The organism is Micromonospora sp. NPDC005205 (assembly GCF_040608275.1).
Taxonomy (GTDB): domain Bacteria; phylum Actinomycetota; class Actinomycetes; order Mycobacteriales; family Micromonosporaceae; genus Micromonospora.
Genome location: NZ_JBEXHV010000007.1, coordinates 269,481 through 286,326, shown reverse-complemented (window position 1 = coordinate 286,326; position 16,846 = coordinate 269,481). Strand labels below are relative to the sequence as shown.

Here is a 16,846-nt window from a genome sequence, read left to right as displayed (position 1 = left end):
AATGTCGACCATGTCTTCGCCGGTGGAGTTCCTGGAGCTGCTCGCCCGAGAGGCCGCGGCGGTCGAGTTCGAGGGACCGCTGGTGGCCGCGCGGGCCGCCGGGCTACCGCCGGACCGGCTGGCCGAGCTGGAGCAGGCCAAGTCGGTGGCGTTGCGGGTCCGCGCGCTGCTGGAGCGTCGCCGCCGCCGGGAGAGCGAGCTGTCCGGCCTGTACGACACGGTCAGCGACCTGGCGGGGCTGCGCGATCTGGACGACGTGTTGCGGGCGATCGTGCACCGGGCCCGTCATCTGCTGGGCGCGGACGTGGCGTACATGACGCTCAACGACGACGAACGTGGCGACACCTACATGCGGGTGACCGACGGGTCGGTGTCGGCCCGTTTCCAGCGGCTGCGTCTGCCGATGGGTGCCGGTCTCGGTGGCCTGGTGGCCCAGTCCGGTGCCCCGTACGTCACCGCCAACTACGGCGAGGACGCGCGCTTCCACCACACCGGCGAGATCGACGCCGGGGTGGGCGAGGAGGGTCTGGTGGCGATCCTGGGGGTGCCGCTGCGGCTCGGTTCGACCTCCATCGGCGTGCTCTACGCGGCCAACCGTTCGGCCCGGCCATTCGTTCGGGAGGAGGTGGCGCTGCTGGTGTCGCTGGCCGCGCACGCCGCGGTGGCGATCGACACCGCCCGGCTGCTGACCGAGACCCGTTCGGCGTTGGCCGAGTTGTCGGCGGCGAACACCACCATCCGGGCGCACAGCAGCTCGGTGGAGCGGGCCGCCGCGGCACACGACCGGATGACCGCGCTGGTACTGCGCGGCGGCGGCGTGGAGGACGTGGCGGCCGCGGTGACCGAGGTGCTGGGCGGCGCGCTGCTGGCGCTGGACGCCGAGGGCCGCCTGCTGGCCCGGGTGGGTGAGATCGAGGAGCCGGACCGCGCGGACATCGTCGAGGCGGTGGCCGCGTCCAGGACCGAGGGGCGCAGCGTACGCCGGGGTCCGCTCTGGTACGCGGCGGTGGTGGCGGGCGCGGAGAACCTGGGCGCCCTGGTGCTGCGCCCGGACGACGAGTTGGTCGACGCCGACCAGCGCATCCTGGAGCGGGCCGCGTTGGTGACCGCGCTGCTGCTGCTGTTCCGCCGGACGGTCGCGGAGGCGGAGGGGCGGGTGCGTGGCGAGTTGCTGGACGACCTGATCGCCCGCCCGCTGCGCGACACCGACGCGCTTCGCAGTCGGGCCCGTCGGCTCGGGGTGGACCTGGACGCGCCGCACGTGCTGGTGGCGGTGGGCGACGACGCGATCGCCGCGACCGGTTCGGCTCGGCAGCGGGTGCTGTCCTGGGCCACCACGTACGCGTCGGCGCGGGGCGGGCTGGCCGCGGCGCGCGACGGTCGGGTGGTGCTGATGCTGCCGGGGTTGGACGCGGGTGGCAGCGCCCGCGCGGTGGCCCGGGACCTGTCCCGGGTGACCGGTCGACCGGTGACCGCCGGAGCGAGTGGCCCGTCGAACACGCCGTCGGCGCTGGCCGGGACGTTTCAGGAGGCGGACCGGTGCCTGACGGCGCTGGGCGCGCTGGGCCGCGCCGGGCAGGGCGCGAGCACCGTGGAGTTGGGCTTCGTCGGGTTGTTGCTGGGCACGGTCGGTGACCGGGGTGAGAAGGACGTGACCGAGTTTCTCACCGCCACCGTCGGGCCGGTGCTCGACTACGACGCCCGGCGCGGCACGGCTCTGGTGAAGACGCTGGAGGCGTACTTCGGGGTGGGCGGCAGCCTGGCCCGGGCCGCCGAGCAACTGCACGTGCACGTCAACACGGTGACCCAGCGGTTGGAACGGGTCGGGCAGTTGCTCGGCGTCGACTGGCAGCGGCCCGAGCGTGCGCTGGAGGTGCAGCTCGCGCTGCGCCTGCACCGACTGCGCACACCAGCCGGCTGACCGACGCCGGCCGGCGGCAGGAACGCCGCCGACCGAGCAACCAGCGTCGGCGGACAACAGCCGCCGACCGAGCAACCAGCGTCGGCGGACAACAGCCGCCGACCGAGCGCCCGGCGTCAGCGGGCCCGGATGCCCTCCAGCACGGCGTCGACGACCCGTTCGGGCAGGGTCTGCTCGTCCAGGTCCGGGTTCCACTGGAGCACCCGCTGGATCAGCATCGGCCCGGTGAGCAGCGCCATCGTCACCTCGACGTCGATGTCGGCGCGCAGCACCCCCTCGTCGATGCCGCGCCGCAGCACCTCGCGCATCAGCTGCCGTCGGGGCGAGATGATGTTCTGGTAAAGCTGGAACTGGTCGGCGCTGCGGTTCACCGCGGGTGCCAGGCAGGGCATGATCTTGGCTGCTCGCGGGTCGACGTTCTTGCCGATCGCGCCGACCAGCAGCACCAGGTCGTCGCGGACGGAGTGGCCCGCCGGCTGGGCCATGACGCCCTTGAGGCGGCGCAACGCGTCCAGCAGCAACGCGTCCTTGCCGGCCCACCGGCGGTAGATGGTGGCCTTGCCGACCCCGGCGCGGGTGGCGATCGCCTCGATCGAGAGCGCTTCGATGGTGCTGCCCTCGGCGAGCAGGTCGAGGGTGGCCTCGATGATCGCCTCGTCGGCGCGGATGCTCCGCGGTCGACCGGGCGACCGCGGAGCATCGGCAGTGGACATCATGTCCGCCATTCTTCCCGGACCTATGCCGTGCCGGCCAACTCAGGCTCGGCGACGGGCGCCGCCGGGGCGACGCTCGCGTCCTCCTTGCCCGGCATCCAGCGCAGCACCACGATCATCCCGAGTGCGGCGATCACCGCGGAGAGCCCGGCCGCCCAGTGCATGGCGGTCACGAAGGCGTCGTTGGCCGCCGAGATCAGCCCCGGCGCCGCCGGACCGAGCTGGCCCGCCGCCGCGTACGCCCCGGAGATCGACTCGTTGGCCGCGTCCTGGGCCTGGGTGGGCAGACCGGTCAGGGCGTCACCGATGTCGCTGCGGTAGACCGCTGAGAGCACCGAGCCGAGGACGGCCACGCCGAGCGCGCCGGCCACCTGGCGGATGGTGTTGCTGACCGCGGAGCCCACTCCGGCCTTCTCCCGGGGCAACGCCGACATGATCGACTCGGTGGCCGGCGGCATGATGTTGGCCATCCCGGCGCCCTGGATGAGGAAGACCAGCAGCACGATCCAGATCGGGGTGGAGGCGCCGATGAAGACGAAGGCAGCGAGGGACACCACTGTCAGCGCCAACCCGACGGCGGCGACGGCCTTACCACCGTAGCGGCGGACCATCGCGGCGCTGCGCGGCGCGAAGACCAACTGGGCGCCGGCGAAGGGCAGGAAGAGCAGGCCGGTCTGCAACGGGCTGTAGTCGCGTACGAGTTGCAGGTAGAACGAGCCGAAGAACATCGAGCCCATCGCGGCGAAGAAGACCAGGCCGACGATGGCGACCGGCGCGGCGAACCGGGGCACCTTGAACAGTCGGACGTCCAGCGACGGGTGGTCGCTGCGCCGCTCGTGCTGCACGAACCAGGCCAGCACCGCGATGCCCACCAGGATCGAGCCCCAGGCCAGCGGGCGGTCGAAGCCGTGCTCGCCGCCGTCGATGATGCCGTAGGAGAGGGCGACCAGGCCGACCACGGAGAGCAGCACGCCGAGCACGTCGATCCGGCCGGGCCGCGGGTCACGCGACTCGGGGACCAGCAGCGCCACCAGGACCACGCCGGCGGCGACCACCGGCACGTTGATCAGGAAGACCGAGCCCCACCAGAAGTGCTCCAGCAGCGCGCCGCCGAGGATCGGGCCGATCGCCACGGCGAGACCGACAGCGCCGGCCCAGACACCGATGGCCCGACCACGCTCGCGCGGGTCGAAGACGTTGGAGATGATCGACAGTGTCACCGGCATGATGGCCGCGCCGCCGACCCCCATCAGGGCGCGGGCTGCGATGAGCTGTCCGGGGCTCTGGGCGTACGCGGAGAGCAGCGACGCCAGGCCGAACAGCACCAGACCGATCATCAGGAAGCGCTTGCGGCCGGCGCGGTCGCCGAGGACTCCGAAGGTGAACAGCAGCCCGGCGAAGACGAGCGTGTAGGAGTTGATGGACCACTCCAGCTCGCCCTGGCTGGCGCCGAGACCGTGCACCGGGTCGGCCAGGGTGCGCAGGGCGACGTTGAGGATCGTGTTGTCGAGGACGACCACGAGGAGGCTGATCACCAGCACCCCCAGGATCGCCCACCGCCTCGGGTGTCCGGTGTTGTTGTGCAGCTCCATGCCTGGCTTTCCCCCCACGCTTGTCACCCGAGACGCAATACGATACGGGTCAGACTCGTAACGCGGATCAGCCTACGACTCCCATTAACGATACGGCATCGATCCGTATCGTATGTGGTGGGCATCACGCCCGGCCGCGACCGACAGGCAGGCGTCGACGGCCGCCGTCAACGTGCCGAGACGGACCGCCGGACCGCTGAGCGGCTCGATCCAGCCCGGCCCCGCGCCGTACACTCGAAGGCGCGGAAAATCCCTGGCGAAGCGCACCAGACGGTACGCGCGGCCGGTGAGCGGCGTCTGCGACCAGAGCACGACGGTGCGCGGTCGGGCCCGGTACACCGCACTGGTGAGTGCGGACCAGGGCAACGCGGGGCCAAGGTTCAGACAGCCGCGACCCTGCTCGCGCAACGCGGCGGCGAGCGCCAGCAGACCCAGGCTGTGCGCCTCCTTCTCGGCACCGGCCAGCAGCACCCCGCCGGTGCGCAGTGACCGGCCCGGCTCCCGGCGGTACGCGTCCAACCCGACCCGGACACCCTCGCAGAGGGCGTGCTCGACGACGACCTCGACGGCGGTACGCCCCGACAGCCGGGCCAGCAACGGACGACAGACCTGTTCCCAGAACGCCGGCACGCCCCAGGCCTCGGCCAACTCCAGCACCAGCGTCGCGACGGCGTTGGCGTCCAGGTCCTCGGCCGCCAGCGACACCTGCTTGTGCGCGATCTCCACGGCCTCCGCCGGCATCGGATCGGTCAGCACCAGACGTACCCCCGGGTAGACGTTCTCTACCCGGGGGTTCGCTCGGCGGGCACCTGGCGGATGCGCCGTCGCGGAATTTCAGCGGCGGCGGGCCGCCAGCCGGTGGGCCAGCGCGGCGACGCTGCCCCAGATGCCGCGCCGGAACAGCACCACGACCAGGACGAAGATGCCGCCGGTGACCAGGCCGATCGCCTCGAACCCGGAGAACGACAACCAGTCCTCCAGCCGGACCACGAGCGCGGCGCCGAGCACCCCACCCCAGAGGGTGCCGATCCCGCCGAGCACCACCACGATGACCGCCTTGCCGGAGGTGGTCCAGTGCAGCACGTCCAGCGAGACGAACCGGTGGCCGACCGCGAACAACCCGCCACCGAGGCCGGCGATGAACCCGGAGAGCACGAACGCGGTGAGCTTGTAGCGGTGCACCGGGTAGCCCAGCGCCCGCGCCCGCGCCGGGTTGTCCCGGATGCCGACCAGCACCCGACCGAACGGTGAGTGCACGATCCGCCAGGCGGCGGCGAGCCCGAGCAGCACGATCGGCAGGATCGCGTAGTAGAAGAAGTAGTCGTCGGTGAGGTCGACGCCGAACAGCTCGCGGGGCACCCCCTGGAGGCCGTTCTCGCCCTGCGTCACCGAGCGCCACTCGTTGGCGACGTAGTAGACCATCTGCGCGAAGGCCAGGGTCACCATGGCGAAGTAGATGCCGGTCCGCTTGACCGCCAGGTACCCGATCGGCACGGCCAGCACGGCCGCGGCGAGGGCCCCGGCCAGCACCGCGAGGGGAAACGGCAGGCCGGCGTGGATGGCCACCAGCCCGGTGACGTACGCGGAGGTGCCCCAGAACGCGGCATGGCCGAAGGACATCAGCCCGGTGAAGCCGAGCAGCAGGTCCACCGCCACGGCGAAGAGCGCCCAGCAGAGGATGTCCACCGCGACCGCCGGGTAGAGGCCGTTGGGCAGCCACGCCGCGACGGCCAGGCCGACGGCGAGCAGCGCGTACCGGACCCAGCCGGGGGCCCGGGCCACGGCGATCAGCCCGGACGGTGGCGTCGAACGGGACGCGTCGGTAGGAGTGTCCACGGTGTTGGTCATGCGGGGGCCTCCTCCCGACCGAACAGGCCGGCCGGGCGCCAGAGCAGCACGCCGGCCATCACGACGAAGACGATCGTCTGCGAGACGAGCGGGAAACTGGAGAGGTACGCCTCACCCCACGCCTGCACGAGTCCGATGCCGAAGCCTGCGGCGACCGACCCGAAGATCGAGCCCAGCCCGCCGATCACCACCACCGCGAACACCACGATGATCAGGTCTGCGCCCATCAGCGGGTTGACCGCGCGCATCGGCGCGGCCAGCACACCGGCGAGGCCGGCCAGCCCGATGCCGAAGCCGAAGACCGGAGTCACCCACCGTCCGACGTCGATGCCGAACGCACGGGTCAGGTCCGGCCGCTCGGTGGCCGCACGGACCACCATGCCGATCCGGGTCCGGGTCAGCACCCACCACACCGCGACGCAGAGCAGCACCGCGAAGCCGAGGATGAACACCCGGTACGTCGGGAAGTCGAACAGCCCGAAGTCGACCGACCCGCTCAACAGCGACGGCGTCTCGTACGGGCTGGACTGCACGCCGTAGCGCAGTTTCACCAGGTCCTGAAGGATCAGCGTCAGACCGAAGGTGAGCAGGAAGTTGTAGAGCGGGTCCAGTTTGGTGAGGCGGTGGATTACCGCGCGTTCCAGCGCCATGCCGAGCAGACCCAGCCCCACCGGCATGATCACCAGGGCGGCCCAGAACGGCACGCCCGCCTCGCTGAGCAGCACGTACGCCCCGAACGCGCCGAGCATGTAGAACGCGCCGTGGGCGAAGTTGACGACTCGCAGCATTCCGAAGATGACCGCGAGCCCGAGGGCGAGCAGGGCGTAGAACGCCCCACTCACCAGCCCGTTGAACGTGTTCTGCGCGAATCCGCTCACCGCGTCACATCCGTTCGTGACTGCGGGGCTCGCACCACCGGCTCACTCCTCGCACTCACCGCGTCACATCCGTTCGTGACTGCGGGGCTCGCACCACCGGCTCACTCCTCGCACTCACAGCTTGCAGTCCGCCGAGGGCGCCCGGAACGCCTCCGCGGCGGGGATCGTCTTGAGCACCTTCACGTAGTCCCACGGCTCGGCGACCTCGGACTCCGACTTCACCTGGGCCAGGTACGCGTCGTGCACCACCCGGTGGTCCTCGGCGCGGATCTTCCCGTTGCGCAGGAAGACGTCCTCGACCGTCTTGCCCTCCAGGCCCTTGACCACGGCGTCCGCGTCGTCGGTGCCGGCGGCCTGCACCGCCTCCAGGTACTGCAGGGCAGCGGAGTAGTTGGCGGCGTGCGCGAAGGTCGGCCGGGTGCCGGCCTTCTGCTGGAAGCGGTCGGCGAACTCCAGGTTCTTCGCGTCGAAGTTCCAGTACCAGGCGTCGGTGTACGTGGTGCCGGCCAGCGCGGCCGGGGTGAGCGAGTGGATGTCGGTGAGGAACATCAGCCCCACCGCCAGGCCGACGCCCTTGTCCCGCAGCTTGAACTCGTTGTACTGCTTCACCACGTTGACCAGCTCCGCGCCGGCCTGCATGGTGCCCAGCACGTCCGGCTTCGGGTTCAGGTTCGGCGCCTTGAGCAGGAAGGTGGAGAAGTCACCGCTGGTGTTCGGGAACGGCGCCCCGTCCTTGCCGACGACAGTGCCGCCGGCCGCCGTGATCGCGGTGGAGAAGCTCTTCTCCATGTCCTGACCGAAGGCGTAGTTCGGGTAGAGGATGTACCAGTTCTTGCCGATCTGCTCGGTGGTGGTCTTTCCGGTGCCGTTGGCTAGCATGTACGTGTCGTACGCGTAGTGGAAGGTGTACTTGTTGCAGCTCTTGCCGGTCAGGTCGGTGGTCGCCGCCCCGATGTTGAAGTAGAGCTTCTTCTTCTCCTTCGCCACGTCGGCGACCTTCAGCGCGGCCGACGAGGTAGGCACGTCCAGGATCAGGTCGACGCCCTTGCGGTCGTACATCTCCTGGGCCTTGGAGTTGGCCACGTCCGGCTTGTTCTGGTGGTCCGCGGTCTCCACGGTGATGTCCTTGGTCACCGCCTTGTCGCCGTACTTCGCGGTGAAGTCGGCGATGGCCATCTCCACCGCCGCCACCGAGTTCTTTCCGGACAACTCCGAGTACGCCCCGGACTGGTCGTTGAGCACGCCCAGCACGATCTTGTCGCCGGTCAGCTTCTGGTCGCCACTCGACTGGGGGCCACCGCCACCGCACCCGGCGGCCAGCACCACCACGGCCGACGCCGCGGCCACACCCATCGTCCTGCGCATGCCCACTCCATCCATTCCGCGCGGCGTCGCGCGGGTCGTCGTTGAGAAATTCAAATCCCGAGGTACGCGAGCAGTTCGCGTTCGCGCGAACGCACCTCGGAGTTGTCCATCGCCTCGGCGACCCGGCCCTCGGCCAGCAGGTAGTGCCGGTCGGCGACACCGGTGGCGAAGTGCAGGTTCTGCTCGACCAGCAGCACTGTCACCCCGTGCCGTTTGGCCTCGCGCAGCAGGTCGCCGACCTGCTGCACCAGCAGTGGCGACAGCCCTTCGGTGGGCTCGTCGCAGAGCAGCAGCCGGGCGCCCATCCGCAGCACCCGGGCCAGCGCGAGCATCTGCTGCTCGCCACCGGAGAGCATGGTGGCCGCCGAGTCCCGTCGGGTGTACAGGGCCGGGAACGCCTCGTACACCCGCTCCAGCGACCACGGGTCGGGGCCGACAGTGGGTGGCAGCGTGAGGTTCTCGGTGACGGTCAACGTGGCGTAGCTGCCCCGGTCGTCGGGCACCCAGCCCAGCCCCAGGCGGGCCCGCTTGTGCGCCGCCAACCTGGTGATGTCCCGCCCGTCCAGCTCCACCGCGCCGCGCTGACCGGGGTGCAGCCCCATCACGCAGCGCAGCAGAGTGGACTTGCCGGCACCGTTGCGGCCGACCAGGGTGACCACCTCGCCGGCGGAGACCTCGAGGCTGACATCGCGCAGCACCTGCGCCTCGCCGTAGAAGGCGGACAGGTTCTCAATGCGCAGCATCGGCGGCTCCCAGGTAGGCGGTGATCACGCGCTCGTCGGCGCGGACCTGCTCGTACGGGCCCTCGACGAGGACCTTGCCGGCCTGGAGCACGGTGACGGTGTCGGCGAGACGGCCGACCACGCTCATGTTGTGCTCGACCATCACCACGGTCCGGCCCTGCCGGACCCGACCGATCAGCTCGACGGTGCGGTCGACGTCCTCCAGGCCCATGCCCGCTGTCGGCTCGTCGAGCAGCAGCACCTTCGGGTCCAGCGCCAGGGCGATGGCCAGCTCCAGGGCTCGTTTCCGGCCGTACGCCAGGGACGCCGAGGGGGCGTGCGCCAGCTCGGCCAGTCCCACCATGGCCAACAGTTCGTCGGCCCGTTCGGTGTAGCGGCCCATCAGCTTCGCCGACCGCCAGAACCGCCAGCCCAGCCCGCTGGGCGACTGCAACGCCAGCGCGACGTGTTCGCGCGCGGACAGTTGGGGAAAGAGACTGGTGATCTGGAACGAACGGGCCACGCCGAGCCGTGCCACCTGCTCGGGGGGCAGCCCGGTGACGTCCCGCCCGGCCAGCTCGATCCGGCCGCCACTGGGGCGCAGGAAGCCGGTGAGCAGGTTGAACAGGGTGGTCTTGCCCGCGCCGTTCGGGCCGACCAGCGCGTGCACGCTGTCCGACGCCACGTCGAGGTCGACGTCGTCGACCGCCCGGAAGCCCCGGAAGTCGCGGGTCAGCCCACGGGCCGACAGGAGCGCTTGCCCGGCCATCGCCTCATCCTCCGCACGTCGCGGCGACGGTCGGTTCGGTGACCGCGGTCACAGGCCCGTCGCGTGGACGAAACCTACGGCGGGCCTCCGGAGTCGAACCATGTCGATGGGATCCATATTCGCCCCGCAGTTGACGTGCCTGAACTCCACTCCCCCGCGCCGTCGACTTGACCGGACCCCCTAGGTTGATGATCCACACAGCCCACCGGAAGGTCCCCACCCCATGCCCGTCGGCTTCACCATGGCGATCGTCTTCGCCGTCGCCCTGGCGGTCAGCGCCGTCGTCGCTCTCGTCGCTCCCACACGGCCGCTCAAGCGGATGGCCGCCCTCGCGACGCTCGGCTTCCTCGCCCTCACGCTGGTGGTCGGCGTCGCCTCCAGCGCCCATTCCGTGCCCATCCGCTCGGTCGGCATCGTCACCAGCTTCGGCAAGCCCACCGGGAAGGTCACCGGCTCGGGCCTGAAGTGGGTGGCGCCCTGGCAGAAGGTCGGCGAGTGGGACGCGGGCCGCCAGAAGTACGACCACATCGGTGGCAACAACTGCGTACGCGTGCGCACCGGCACCCTCGCCGACGCCTGCGTCGAGGTGCTTGTCGAATGGCAGGTCAAGCCAGAGAACGCGCCAAAGCAGTTCATGGACTACAAGGGCGACTTCGGCAGCTTCCGGGGTCAGCGGGTGGGTGTGCAGCTCGACAGTGCGGTCAACGACGCCTTCGCCGCGTACAACCCGCTCGAGAAGATCGACGCCCAGACCGGCGACCTCAACGTCGACCTGAAGCCGTTCGCCGCGAACATCAAGACCAGCGCGGAGGCGCGCCTCGCCACCGACGTCGACATCCTCTCGGTGACCATCACCCGGGTGAACCACGACGACAAGACCGAGGGCAACATCAAGGCGTTCCAGGACAAGCTGGCGCAGACCCGCAACCTGGAGCAGGACCGCAAGAACGCCGAGATCTCCAAGCAGATCACCGAGACCAACGCGAAGGTCGACAAGGTGACCCGTTGTCTGGAGATCGCGGAGAAGAACGGTGCGAACCCCGGGCTCTGCATCAACCCGGGCATCGTCACCGGCAAGTGACCCGAGGTCGGCCCACCACTGGCGGGTGGGCCGGAGGTCGACCGAATCGCCGCCACCGGCAACTGTGGTACCGCGAACGGCGTTGTCCGGGTTAGCCTTTGTTCATATGGCTACCTTTCGCAGCGCCTCAGTGCTCCTTTCCTCAGACGGCACCAGGACCCCCGGCACCGCCGCGCTCTTCGCCGAGCCGGCCCGTAGGGGCGGGATTCCGCCCTGGGCGGGCGACTTCCGACCCGCCAACAGCGCCGGAAACGGCCCCAAGAACGCGGTCGGAAAGACCTTCACCCTGGAGCTGCCCGACGGCAGCACCGGCAAGGTCGTGGTCCAGGGCCTCAAGAGCGGCAAGGGTGGCGTCGTGCTGGCGCTGATGGGCGAGGACGCCCCACCCTTCTGACCGGTCGCCCGGCTCTCGGCGCCAGGGTGCCCTGGGTTGGCCCTTCCCGGGCCGACCCAGGGTCCCCTGGCCAGGGGCCTGCTGGCGGTCCGTTGGCTGGGCGAGCACGGCTTCGACCCGTGGGCACCAGGCTGCGAGGTCGACGTGCTGAGATCCTCGACGTGCTGAGATCCCGGCGGTGACCAGCGTCAGTCCAGCGTGACCACCCAGCGGGCGCCCTCACCCCGGGCCAACCGGTCGAACGCGGCGGGCGCCTCGTCCAACGGAATCGTCCCACTGACCAGCACGCCCAGATCCAGTGCGCGGTCGGCGAGCTCGGCGGCCAGCACCGGCACCTCCCGGTCCGGATCGGACGAGCCGTACACCGAGGAGCGCAGGGTGCGCGCGGAGTGGAAGATGTCCAGCGCGCCCAGGCTGACCATGTCGTCCTTGGCGCCCATGCCGACCACTGTCACCGCTCCCCCGCGCCGGGTCAGCCGCCAGGCGGCGCGGATGGTGGCGGCCCGACCGACGCACTCGAAGGCGTGGTCGACGCCCCGGCTCTCGGTGCGCGCCCGCACCTCCTTGGAGAGCCGGTCGTCGGAGAGCAGGAAGTCGGTCGCCCCGGCGGCGAGCGCCAGGTCCCGTTTCGCCTCGGCGACGTCGATGGCCAGGATCGTCGTGGCACCGGCCCGGCGGGCCGCGCTGAGCACGGCGAGCCCGACCCCACCGAGCCCGACGACCGCGACCGACTCGCCGGGTGTCACCCGGGCGGTGTTCCGGACCGCACCGACGCCGGTGAGCACCGCACAGCCGAGCAGTGCGGCCTGCTCGGGCGGCAGCCCGGCGGGGATCGGAATGACGGCACGCTCGGGTACCACCACCGCCTCGGCGAGCGCGCCGAGGCCGAGGGTCAGGTGCAACGGGACCCCGTCGTCGGTCTCGCCGCGCGACACGGTCGGGGCCGTGGTGTCGGCGCAGAGCCACGGCTCGCCACGCCGACACCACCAGCAGGCCCGGCACGCTGGCGCCCAGTTGAGCACCACCGGTGTGCCGACGGTCAGCTGACTGCCCGGCCCGACCTCGGCCACCACACCGGTCGCCTCGTGCCCGAGCACCAGCGGGAACCTCGCGGCGAGGGTGCCGTTGACCATGGACAGGTCGGAGTGGCAGACACCGGCCGCCCTGATCGTCACCCGCACCTCGCCGGGGCCGGGCGCGGGCAGGCGTACCCGCTCGACCCTCAGCTCGGCGCCGGAGCCGCGCGCGACCAGCGCGCGAACGATGACCGGCGCGGACGCCGGCCCGGTGCCGCCACCCGGCACGGCCGGGGACAGCTCGGGCCGGCCTGCGGGCACGGCCGGGGACAGCTCGGGCCGGCCTGCGGGCACGGCCGGGGACAGCCCGGAATCGGTCATCGCTGGATCGCCTTCAGCTCGCAGAACTCGGCCAGCCCGTGCACGCCCAACTCCCGGCCCAGGCCGGACTGCTTGTAGCCACCGAACGGGGCGAGCGGGTTGAACGGGGCGCCGTTGATGTCGACAGCGCCGGTACGCAGCCGCCGGGCCACCGCGAGCGCCGCGTCGGTGTCGGCGGACCAGACCGCGCCGGCCAGCCCGTACTTCGAGTTGTTGGCGATGGCGACCGCCTCGTCGGTGTCGGCGAACGGGATGACGGCGAGCACCGGGCCGAAGACCTCCTCCTGGGCGAGCGCGCTGTCGGGGTGCACGTCGGCGAAGACGGTCGGGGCGACGAAGTGCCCCCGGGTCGGCACGGGGGCGTCGGGCCCGCCGGCGACCAGCCGGGCGCCGTCGGCGAGGGCCCGGTCGATGTGGCCTCGCACCCGCTCGGCCTGGGCGGCGGAGACCAGCGGGCCGAGCCGGGTCGCCGGGTCGAACGGTTCGCCGAGACGGTAGCCGGCCACCGCCGCGGCGATCAGGTCGAGGGCTTCGTCGTACCGGTCGCGGTGCACCAGCATCCTGGTCCAGGCGGTACAGGTCTGCCCGGAGTTGAGCAGGGCGTTGCCGACGCCCACCTTGACGGCGGTGGCCAGGTCGGCGTCGGGGAGGATCACGTTGGCGGACTTGCCGCCCAGCTCCAGCGCGACCCGGGCGATCCGGTCGGCGGCGAGCCGCATGATTCGCGCGCCGGTGGCGGTGGAGCCGGTAAAGGAGACCAGGTCGACGTCGGGGTGCCCGGCGAGCGCCTCACCTACCACCGGCCCGGTGCCGGGAACCAGGTTGAGCACGCCCGGCGGCAGGCCGGCCTCGGCGACCGCGTCGAAGAGCAGGTACGCGGTCAACGGGGTCAGCTCGCTGGGTTTGAGCACCACAGTGCAGCCGGCGGCCAGGGCGGGTGCGAGCTTCGCCATCACCTGGTGCAGTGGGTAGTTCCACGGGGTGATCGCGCCGACCACGCCGATCGGCTCCCGGACGACGAGGGAGTTGCCGATGCTCTCCTCGACCGGCGCGCGGGCGGCGAGCGCGACGTGGTCGCGCAGCACGGTCAGTGGGAGCCCGACCTGCACCCGGGTGGCGAGCTTGAGCGGAGATCCCAGCTCGACGGCGATGGTGCGGGCGAGGTCGTCGGCGCGGGCGGTGAGCGCCGCGTGCAGCCGGTCGAGGTGGGCGGAGCGCTCGGCGGGGGTGGCGGCCGACCAGCCGGGAAACGCGGACCGGGCCGCGGCAACGGCGCGATCCACGTCGGCCGGGGTGCCGGCCGGCACCTGCCCGATCAGCTCCCCGGTGCTCGGGTTCTCCACGTCGATGAGGCCGGCGTCGGCGGGAGGGGTCCACTCCCCGCCGACGTGCAGGTGACGCCGCAGGCGCAGGGAGTCGGGCAACAGCGACGGCGGGGCGGCGAGGTCCATGTCGTCCCTTCGAGGGGGGTGGGCGATGGGGTGCGACGGGCGATGAAACTAGCGCTGGGAGTTTGGACGTTACCCGTCGGGCCGGGCGGACTCCACCGTGTCGACGGTGCGGGTGTACTCGGCGGCCAGACCGTGCAGCAGTGCGTCCAGGCCGAGGGCGAAGGCTCCCTCGTCCACGCTCTGCTGGTGCTCGGCGAGCCGGTGGGCCTGGCGCAGGTGCGGGTAGTGCGCCGCGTACAGCTCGGGGTCCTCGACGAAACCGCGGGCGAACGAGCCGAGCGCCGACCCGGCCACGAAGTACCGCAGTGCCGCGCCGATGTGGGTGGCGCGTGCCGGCGGCCAACCGGCCCGGACCAGCCCTCCGTAGACCGCGTCCGCCATGGCGAGGGCCGCCGGTCGACGACCCGGGCCCTGCGCCAGGTACGGCACGACGTTCGGGTGCGCGGTGAGCGCCCGCCGGTACGACCACGCCCAGTCCCGTAGCGCGGCCAGCCATTCCCGGCTGGCGAAGCCGCTGGTGTCGACGGCACCGGTGACCGTGTCGGCGACCGCGTCGAGGATCTCGTCCTTGGTGGCGAAGTGGTTGTAGAGCGAGGGACCCTGCACGCCGAGCGCGGCGGCGAGTCGGCGGGTGGAGAGCGCGTCCAGCCCGTCGGCGTCGATCAGCGCGAGCGCCGTCTCGACGATCCGGTCGCGGGTGAGCAGAGGCCGTCGAGGTCGGGGCACGTCAGAACTCCTCGGTCTGCGGTGTCCCTCCCCGTGGGAACCACCTGTTCACGCACCCTATCGGGGACCTCCTGCGGGCGGGCGTCACCACGTCGGCCGGAGAAGGGGTCTGGACGAATGAAAACTTACACCGCTAGTTTATGAGGGACCGCTACGGCCCGTGGCGGCGCACCACCACGCCGACCGAGGGGGAACCGTGGACTTCGCACTGTCCGACGAGGAACGCGCCGTCCGGGACACCGTGCGCGCGTTCATCACCCGTGAGGTGATGCCCCTGGAAGCGGAGGTGCTCCGCCGGGAACGGGCGCACCAGCCGGGCCTCGACCACTCCGAGGTGCGCGAACTGCAACTCAAGGCGCGCAAGTTCGGCTTCTGGGGCCTGGCCACCCCGGAGGAGTACGGCGGAATGAACCTGCCAGCCGTACTCCAGTCGTTGATCTGGACCGAGCTGGGCCGCACGTTCGTGCCGTTCCGCTTCGGCGGCGAGGCGGACAACATCCTGTTCCACGCCACCGAGGAGCAGAAGCGGGAGTTCCTCATCCCGACCATCGAGGGCGAACGACGCTCCTGCTTCGCGATCACCGAGCCGGGCGCCGGATCCGACGCGGCCAACATCCGGCTGTCCGCCCGCCGGGACGGCGACGACTGGATCCTCGACGGCGAGAAGACCTTCATCACCGGCGGTCACGACGCCGACTTCGCCATCGTGGTCGCCGTGACCGACCGGGTGAAGGGCGCCCGCAACGGCGGCGCCACCGCGTTCCTGGTGGACCGGTCGATGGGCTGGCGCTCGGAGTTCATCCAGACGATGGGTGAGGGTGGGCCCGCGTCACTCATCTTCGACGGCGTACGCGTGCCGCACCGCAACATCCTCGGTGAGATCGGGCAGGGCTTCACGCTCGGCATGGAGTGGATCGGCAAGGGGCGCTACACCATCCCGTCGCACGCCATCGGCATCGCCGAGCGGGTGTTGCAGATGGCCATCGAGTACGCCAACACCCGGGAAACCTTCGGCACGAAGATCGGCACCAACCAGGCCATCCAGTGGATGATCGCCGACTCCGAGACGGAGCTGGAGGCGGCCCGCTGGCTGGTGCTGCGCTCGGCGTGGACGGTCGACGCGGGCCTCGACCCCCGGCACGCCTCGTCGATGGGCAAGCTCTACGGCGCCGGCATGGTCAACCGGGTGGTCGACCGGGTGCTCCAGATCCACGGCGGCATGGGCTACACCCGGGAGCTGCCGATCGAACGCTGGTACCGGCAGGTCCGGCTCTACCGGATCTTCGAGGGCACCGACGAGATGCAGCGGCTGATCATCTCGCGGGACCTGCTGCGCGGCTACACGAAGATCGGTGGCCACCTGGCCTGACGTCGAATGTCCGCCCGCCGTGAACAAAGTGGGTCCGCCGGCCATCTACCCCCATGACAGCTGCCATTCAGCCAGAGGGGGATGTTCCATGCACCTACGAATCAGGGCCGTGGCGACGGCGATCGTCGTCGCCACGGTCGGCGCCATCGCCATCCCGGCCGCGCCGGCGTCGGCCAACGTCAGCCAGGGGTACGTCGCGGGCTCGGGCACCTGGACCGACGACTGGAACGACGAGGGGCCCATCTCCGCGTCGACCCGCTCGTACAACAACGTCGTCGCGATGTGGCAGTTGATCCTCTGGGCGGACGGTTACCTCGCCCGCTCGGGCGTCGACTGCCGGTTCGGACCGGCGACGACCGCCGCCACCAGGAAGTGGCAGACCGCTCGGGGCCTCGTCGGTGACGGCGTCGTCGGCCCCCGGACGCTCTCCAGGGCGGCGACCCGACTCGCCGTGTACGAGGGCGAGGGGTGGTTCTACTACGACGGAGCCGGCAGCAACATCCTTCACTTCGGTCGCCTGGCCGACGGCACGTGGGACATGAGCCTCGGGATCGATCTGGAGTGGCGAGCCCTCTCGTACACCGCGGCGACCTTCAGCGTCTGCTCCTGACGCGGCTGAG

16 protein-coding genes are annotated in these 16,846 nt (G+C 71.2%); 5 read left to right on the top strand and 11 right to left on the bottom strand.

What is annotated here, in order from left to right; genetic code table 11:
* Position 1 precedes the first annotated feature (1 nt).
* Positions 2-1,921, top strand: coding sequence for a helix-turn-helix domain-containing protein (locus tag ABZU43_RS16280; RefSeq protein ID WP_355007309.1), 1,920 nt, complete (start codon positions 2-4; stop codon positions 1,919-1,921).
* 116 nt (positions 1,922-2,037) lie between these two features.
* On the opposite strand, the gene ABZU43_RS16275 is transcribed toward ABZU43_RS16280, so the two are convergent.
* The 8 genes from ABZU43_RS16275 to ABZU43_RS16240 form a co-directional block, all read right to left on the bottom strand.
* Positions 2,038-2,646, bottom strand: coding sequence for a TetR/AcrR family transcriptional regulator (locus tag ABZU43_RS16275; protein ID WP_355007308.1), 609 nt, complete (start codon positions 2,644-2,646; stop codon positions 2,038-2,040).
* 11 nt (positions 2,647-2,657) lie between these two features.
* A complete protein-coding gene (locus ABZU43_RS16270) occupies positions 2,658-4,226 on the bottom strand; it encodes an MFS transporter (protein WP_355007307.1) in 1,569 nt (522 codons plus the stop codon).
* A gap of 84 nt (positions 4,227-4,310) precedes the next feature.
* Complete coding sequence (locus tag ABZU43_RS16265) at positions 4,311-4,982, bottom strand: transcriptional regulator (protein WP_355007306.1); 672 nt, start codon at positions 4,980-4,982, stop codon at positions 4,311-4,313.
* 78 nt (positions 4,983-5,060) lie between these two features.
* Complete coding sequence (locus ABZU43_RS16260; RefSeq protein ID WP_112583339.1) at positions 5,061-6,074, bottom strand: branched-chain amino acid ABC transporter permease; 1,014 nt, start codon at positions 6,072-6,074, stop codon at positions 5,061-5,063.
* Positions 6,071-6,952 carry a branched-chain amino acid ABC transporter permease gene (locus tag ABZU43_RS16255; protein ID WP_355007305.1) on the bottom strand — a complete coding sequence of 294 codons (882 nt, stop codon included), beginning with the start codon at positions 6,950-6,952 and terminating at the stop codon, positions 6,071-6,073. Before ABZU43_RS16255 ends, ABZU43_RS16260 begins: the two co-directional genes overlap by 4 nt.
* A gap of 114 nt (positions 6,953-7,066) precedes the next feature.
* The gene (locus tag ABZU43_RS16250) at positions 7,067-8,305 is read right to left on the bottom strand and encodes an ABC transporter substrate-binding protein (protein ID WP_355007332.1); all 1,239 of its coding nucleotides are present in this window, start codon (positions 8,303-8,305) and stop codon (positions 7,067-7,069) included.
* A gap of 62 nt (positions 8,306-8,367) precedes the next feature.
* Positions 8,368-9,060, bottom strand: a complete 693-nt coding sequence (locus ABZU43_RS16245; protein ID WP_355007304.1) for an ABC transporter ATP-binding protein — start codon at positions 9,058-9,060, stop codon at positions 8,368-8,370.
* A complete protein-coding gene (locus ABZU43_RS16240) occupies positions 9,047-9,808 on the bottom strand; it encodes an ABC transporter ATP-binding protein (protein ID WP_091401800.1) in 762 nt (253 codons plus the stop codon). The genes ABZU43_RS16245 and ABZU43_RS16240 overlap by 14 nt, the downstream gene beginning before the upstream one ends.
* A gap of 223 nt (positions 9,809-10,031) precedes the next feature.
* Between ABZU43_RS16240 and ABZU43_RS16235 the strand changes: the two genes are divergently transcribed.
* Positions 10,032-10,889: an SPFH domain-containing protein gene (locus tag ABZU43_RS16235; RefSeq protein WP_355007303.1), complete on the top strand. Its 858-nt coding sequence runs from the start codon at positions 10,032-10,034 to the stop codon at positions 10,887-10,889.
* A gap of 106 nt (positions 10,890-10,995) precedes the next feature.
* Complete coding sequence (locus ABZU43_RS16230; protein ID WP_030488337.1) at positions 10,996-11,283, top strand: hypothetical protein; 288 nt, start codon at positions 10,996-10,998, stop codon at positions 11,281-11,283.
* Positions 11,284-11,471: 188 nt separating this feature from the next.
* On the opposite strand, the gene ABZU43_RS16225 is transcribed toward ABZU43_RS16230, so the two are convergent.
* From ABZU43_RS16225 to ABZU43_RS16215, 3 genes are all read right to left on the bottom strand, one after another.
* The gene (locus ABZU43_RS16225) at positions 11,472-12,680 is read right to left on the bottom strand and encodes an alcohol dehydrogenase catalytic domain-containing protein (RefSeq protein ID WP_355007302.1); all 1,209 of its coding nucleotides are present in this window, start codon (positions 12,678-12,680) and stop codon (positions 11,472-11,474) included.
* A complete protein-coding gene (locus ABZU43_RS16220) occupies positions 12,677-14,131 on the bottom strand; it encodes an aldehyde dehydrogenase family protein (protein ID WP_355007301.1) in 1,455 nt (484 codons plus the stop codon). Before ABZU43_RS16220 ends, ABZU43_RS16225 begins: the two co-directional genes overlap by 4 nt.
* A 69-nt stretch (positions 14,132-14,200) precedes the next feature.
* Positions 14,201-14,857: a TetR/AcrR family transcriptional regulator C-terminal domain-containing protein gene (locus ABZU43_RS16215; protein ID WP_355007300.1), complete on the bottom strand. Its 657-nt coding sequence runs from the start codon at positions 14,855-14,857 to the stop codon at positions 14,201-14,203.
* 196 nt (positions 14,858-15,053) lie between these two features.
* Between ABZU43_RS16215 and ABZU43_RS16210 the strand changes: the two genes are divergently transcribed.
* Together ABZU43_RS16210 and ABZU43_RS16205 are read left to right on the top strand one after the other, a co-directional pair.
* Complete coding sequence (locus ABZU43_RS16210; protein ID WP_355007299.1) at positions 15,054-16,226, top strand: acyl-CoA dehydrogenase family protein; 1,173 nt, start codon at positions 15,054-15,056, stop codon at positions 16,224-16,226.
* 88 nt (positions 16,227-16,314) lie between these two features.
* A complete protein-coding gene (locus ABZU43_RS16205; RefSeq protein ID WP_355007298.1) occupies positions 16,315-16,836 on the top strand; it encodes a peptidoglycan-binding domain-containing protein in 522 nt (173 codons plus the stop codon).
* Positions 16,837-16,846 lie beyond the last annotated feature (10 nt).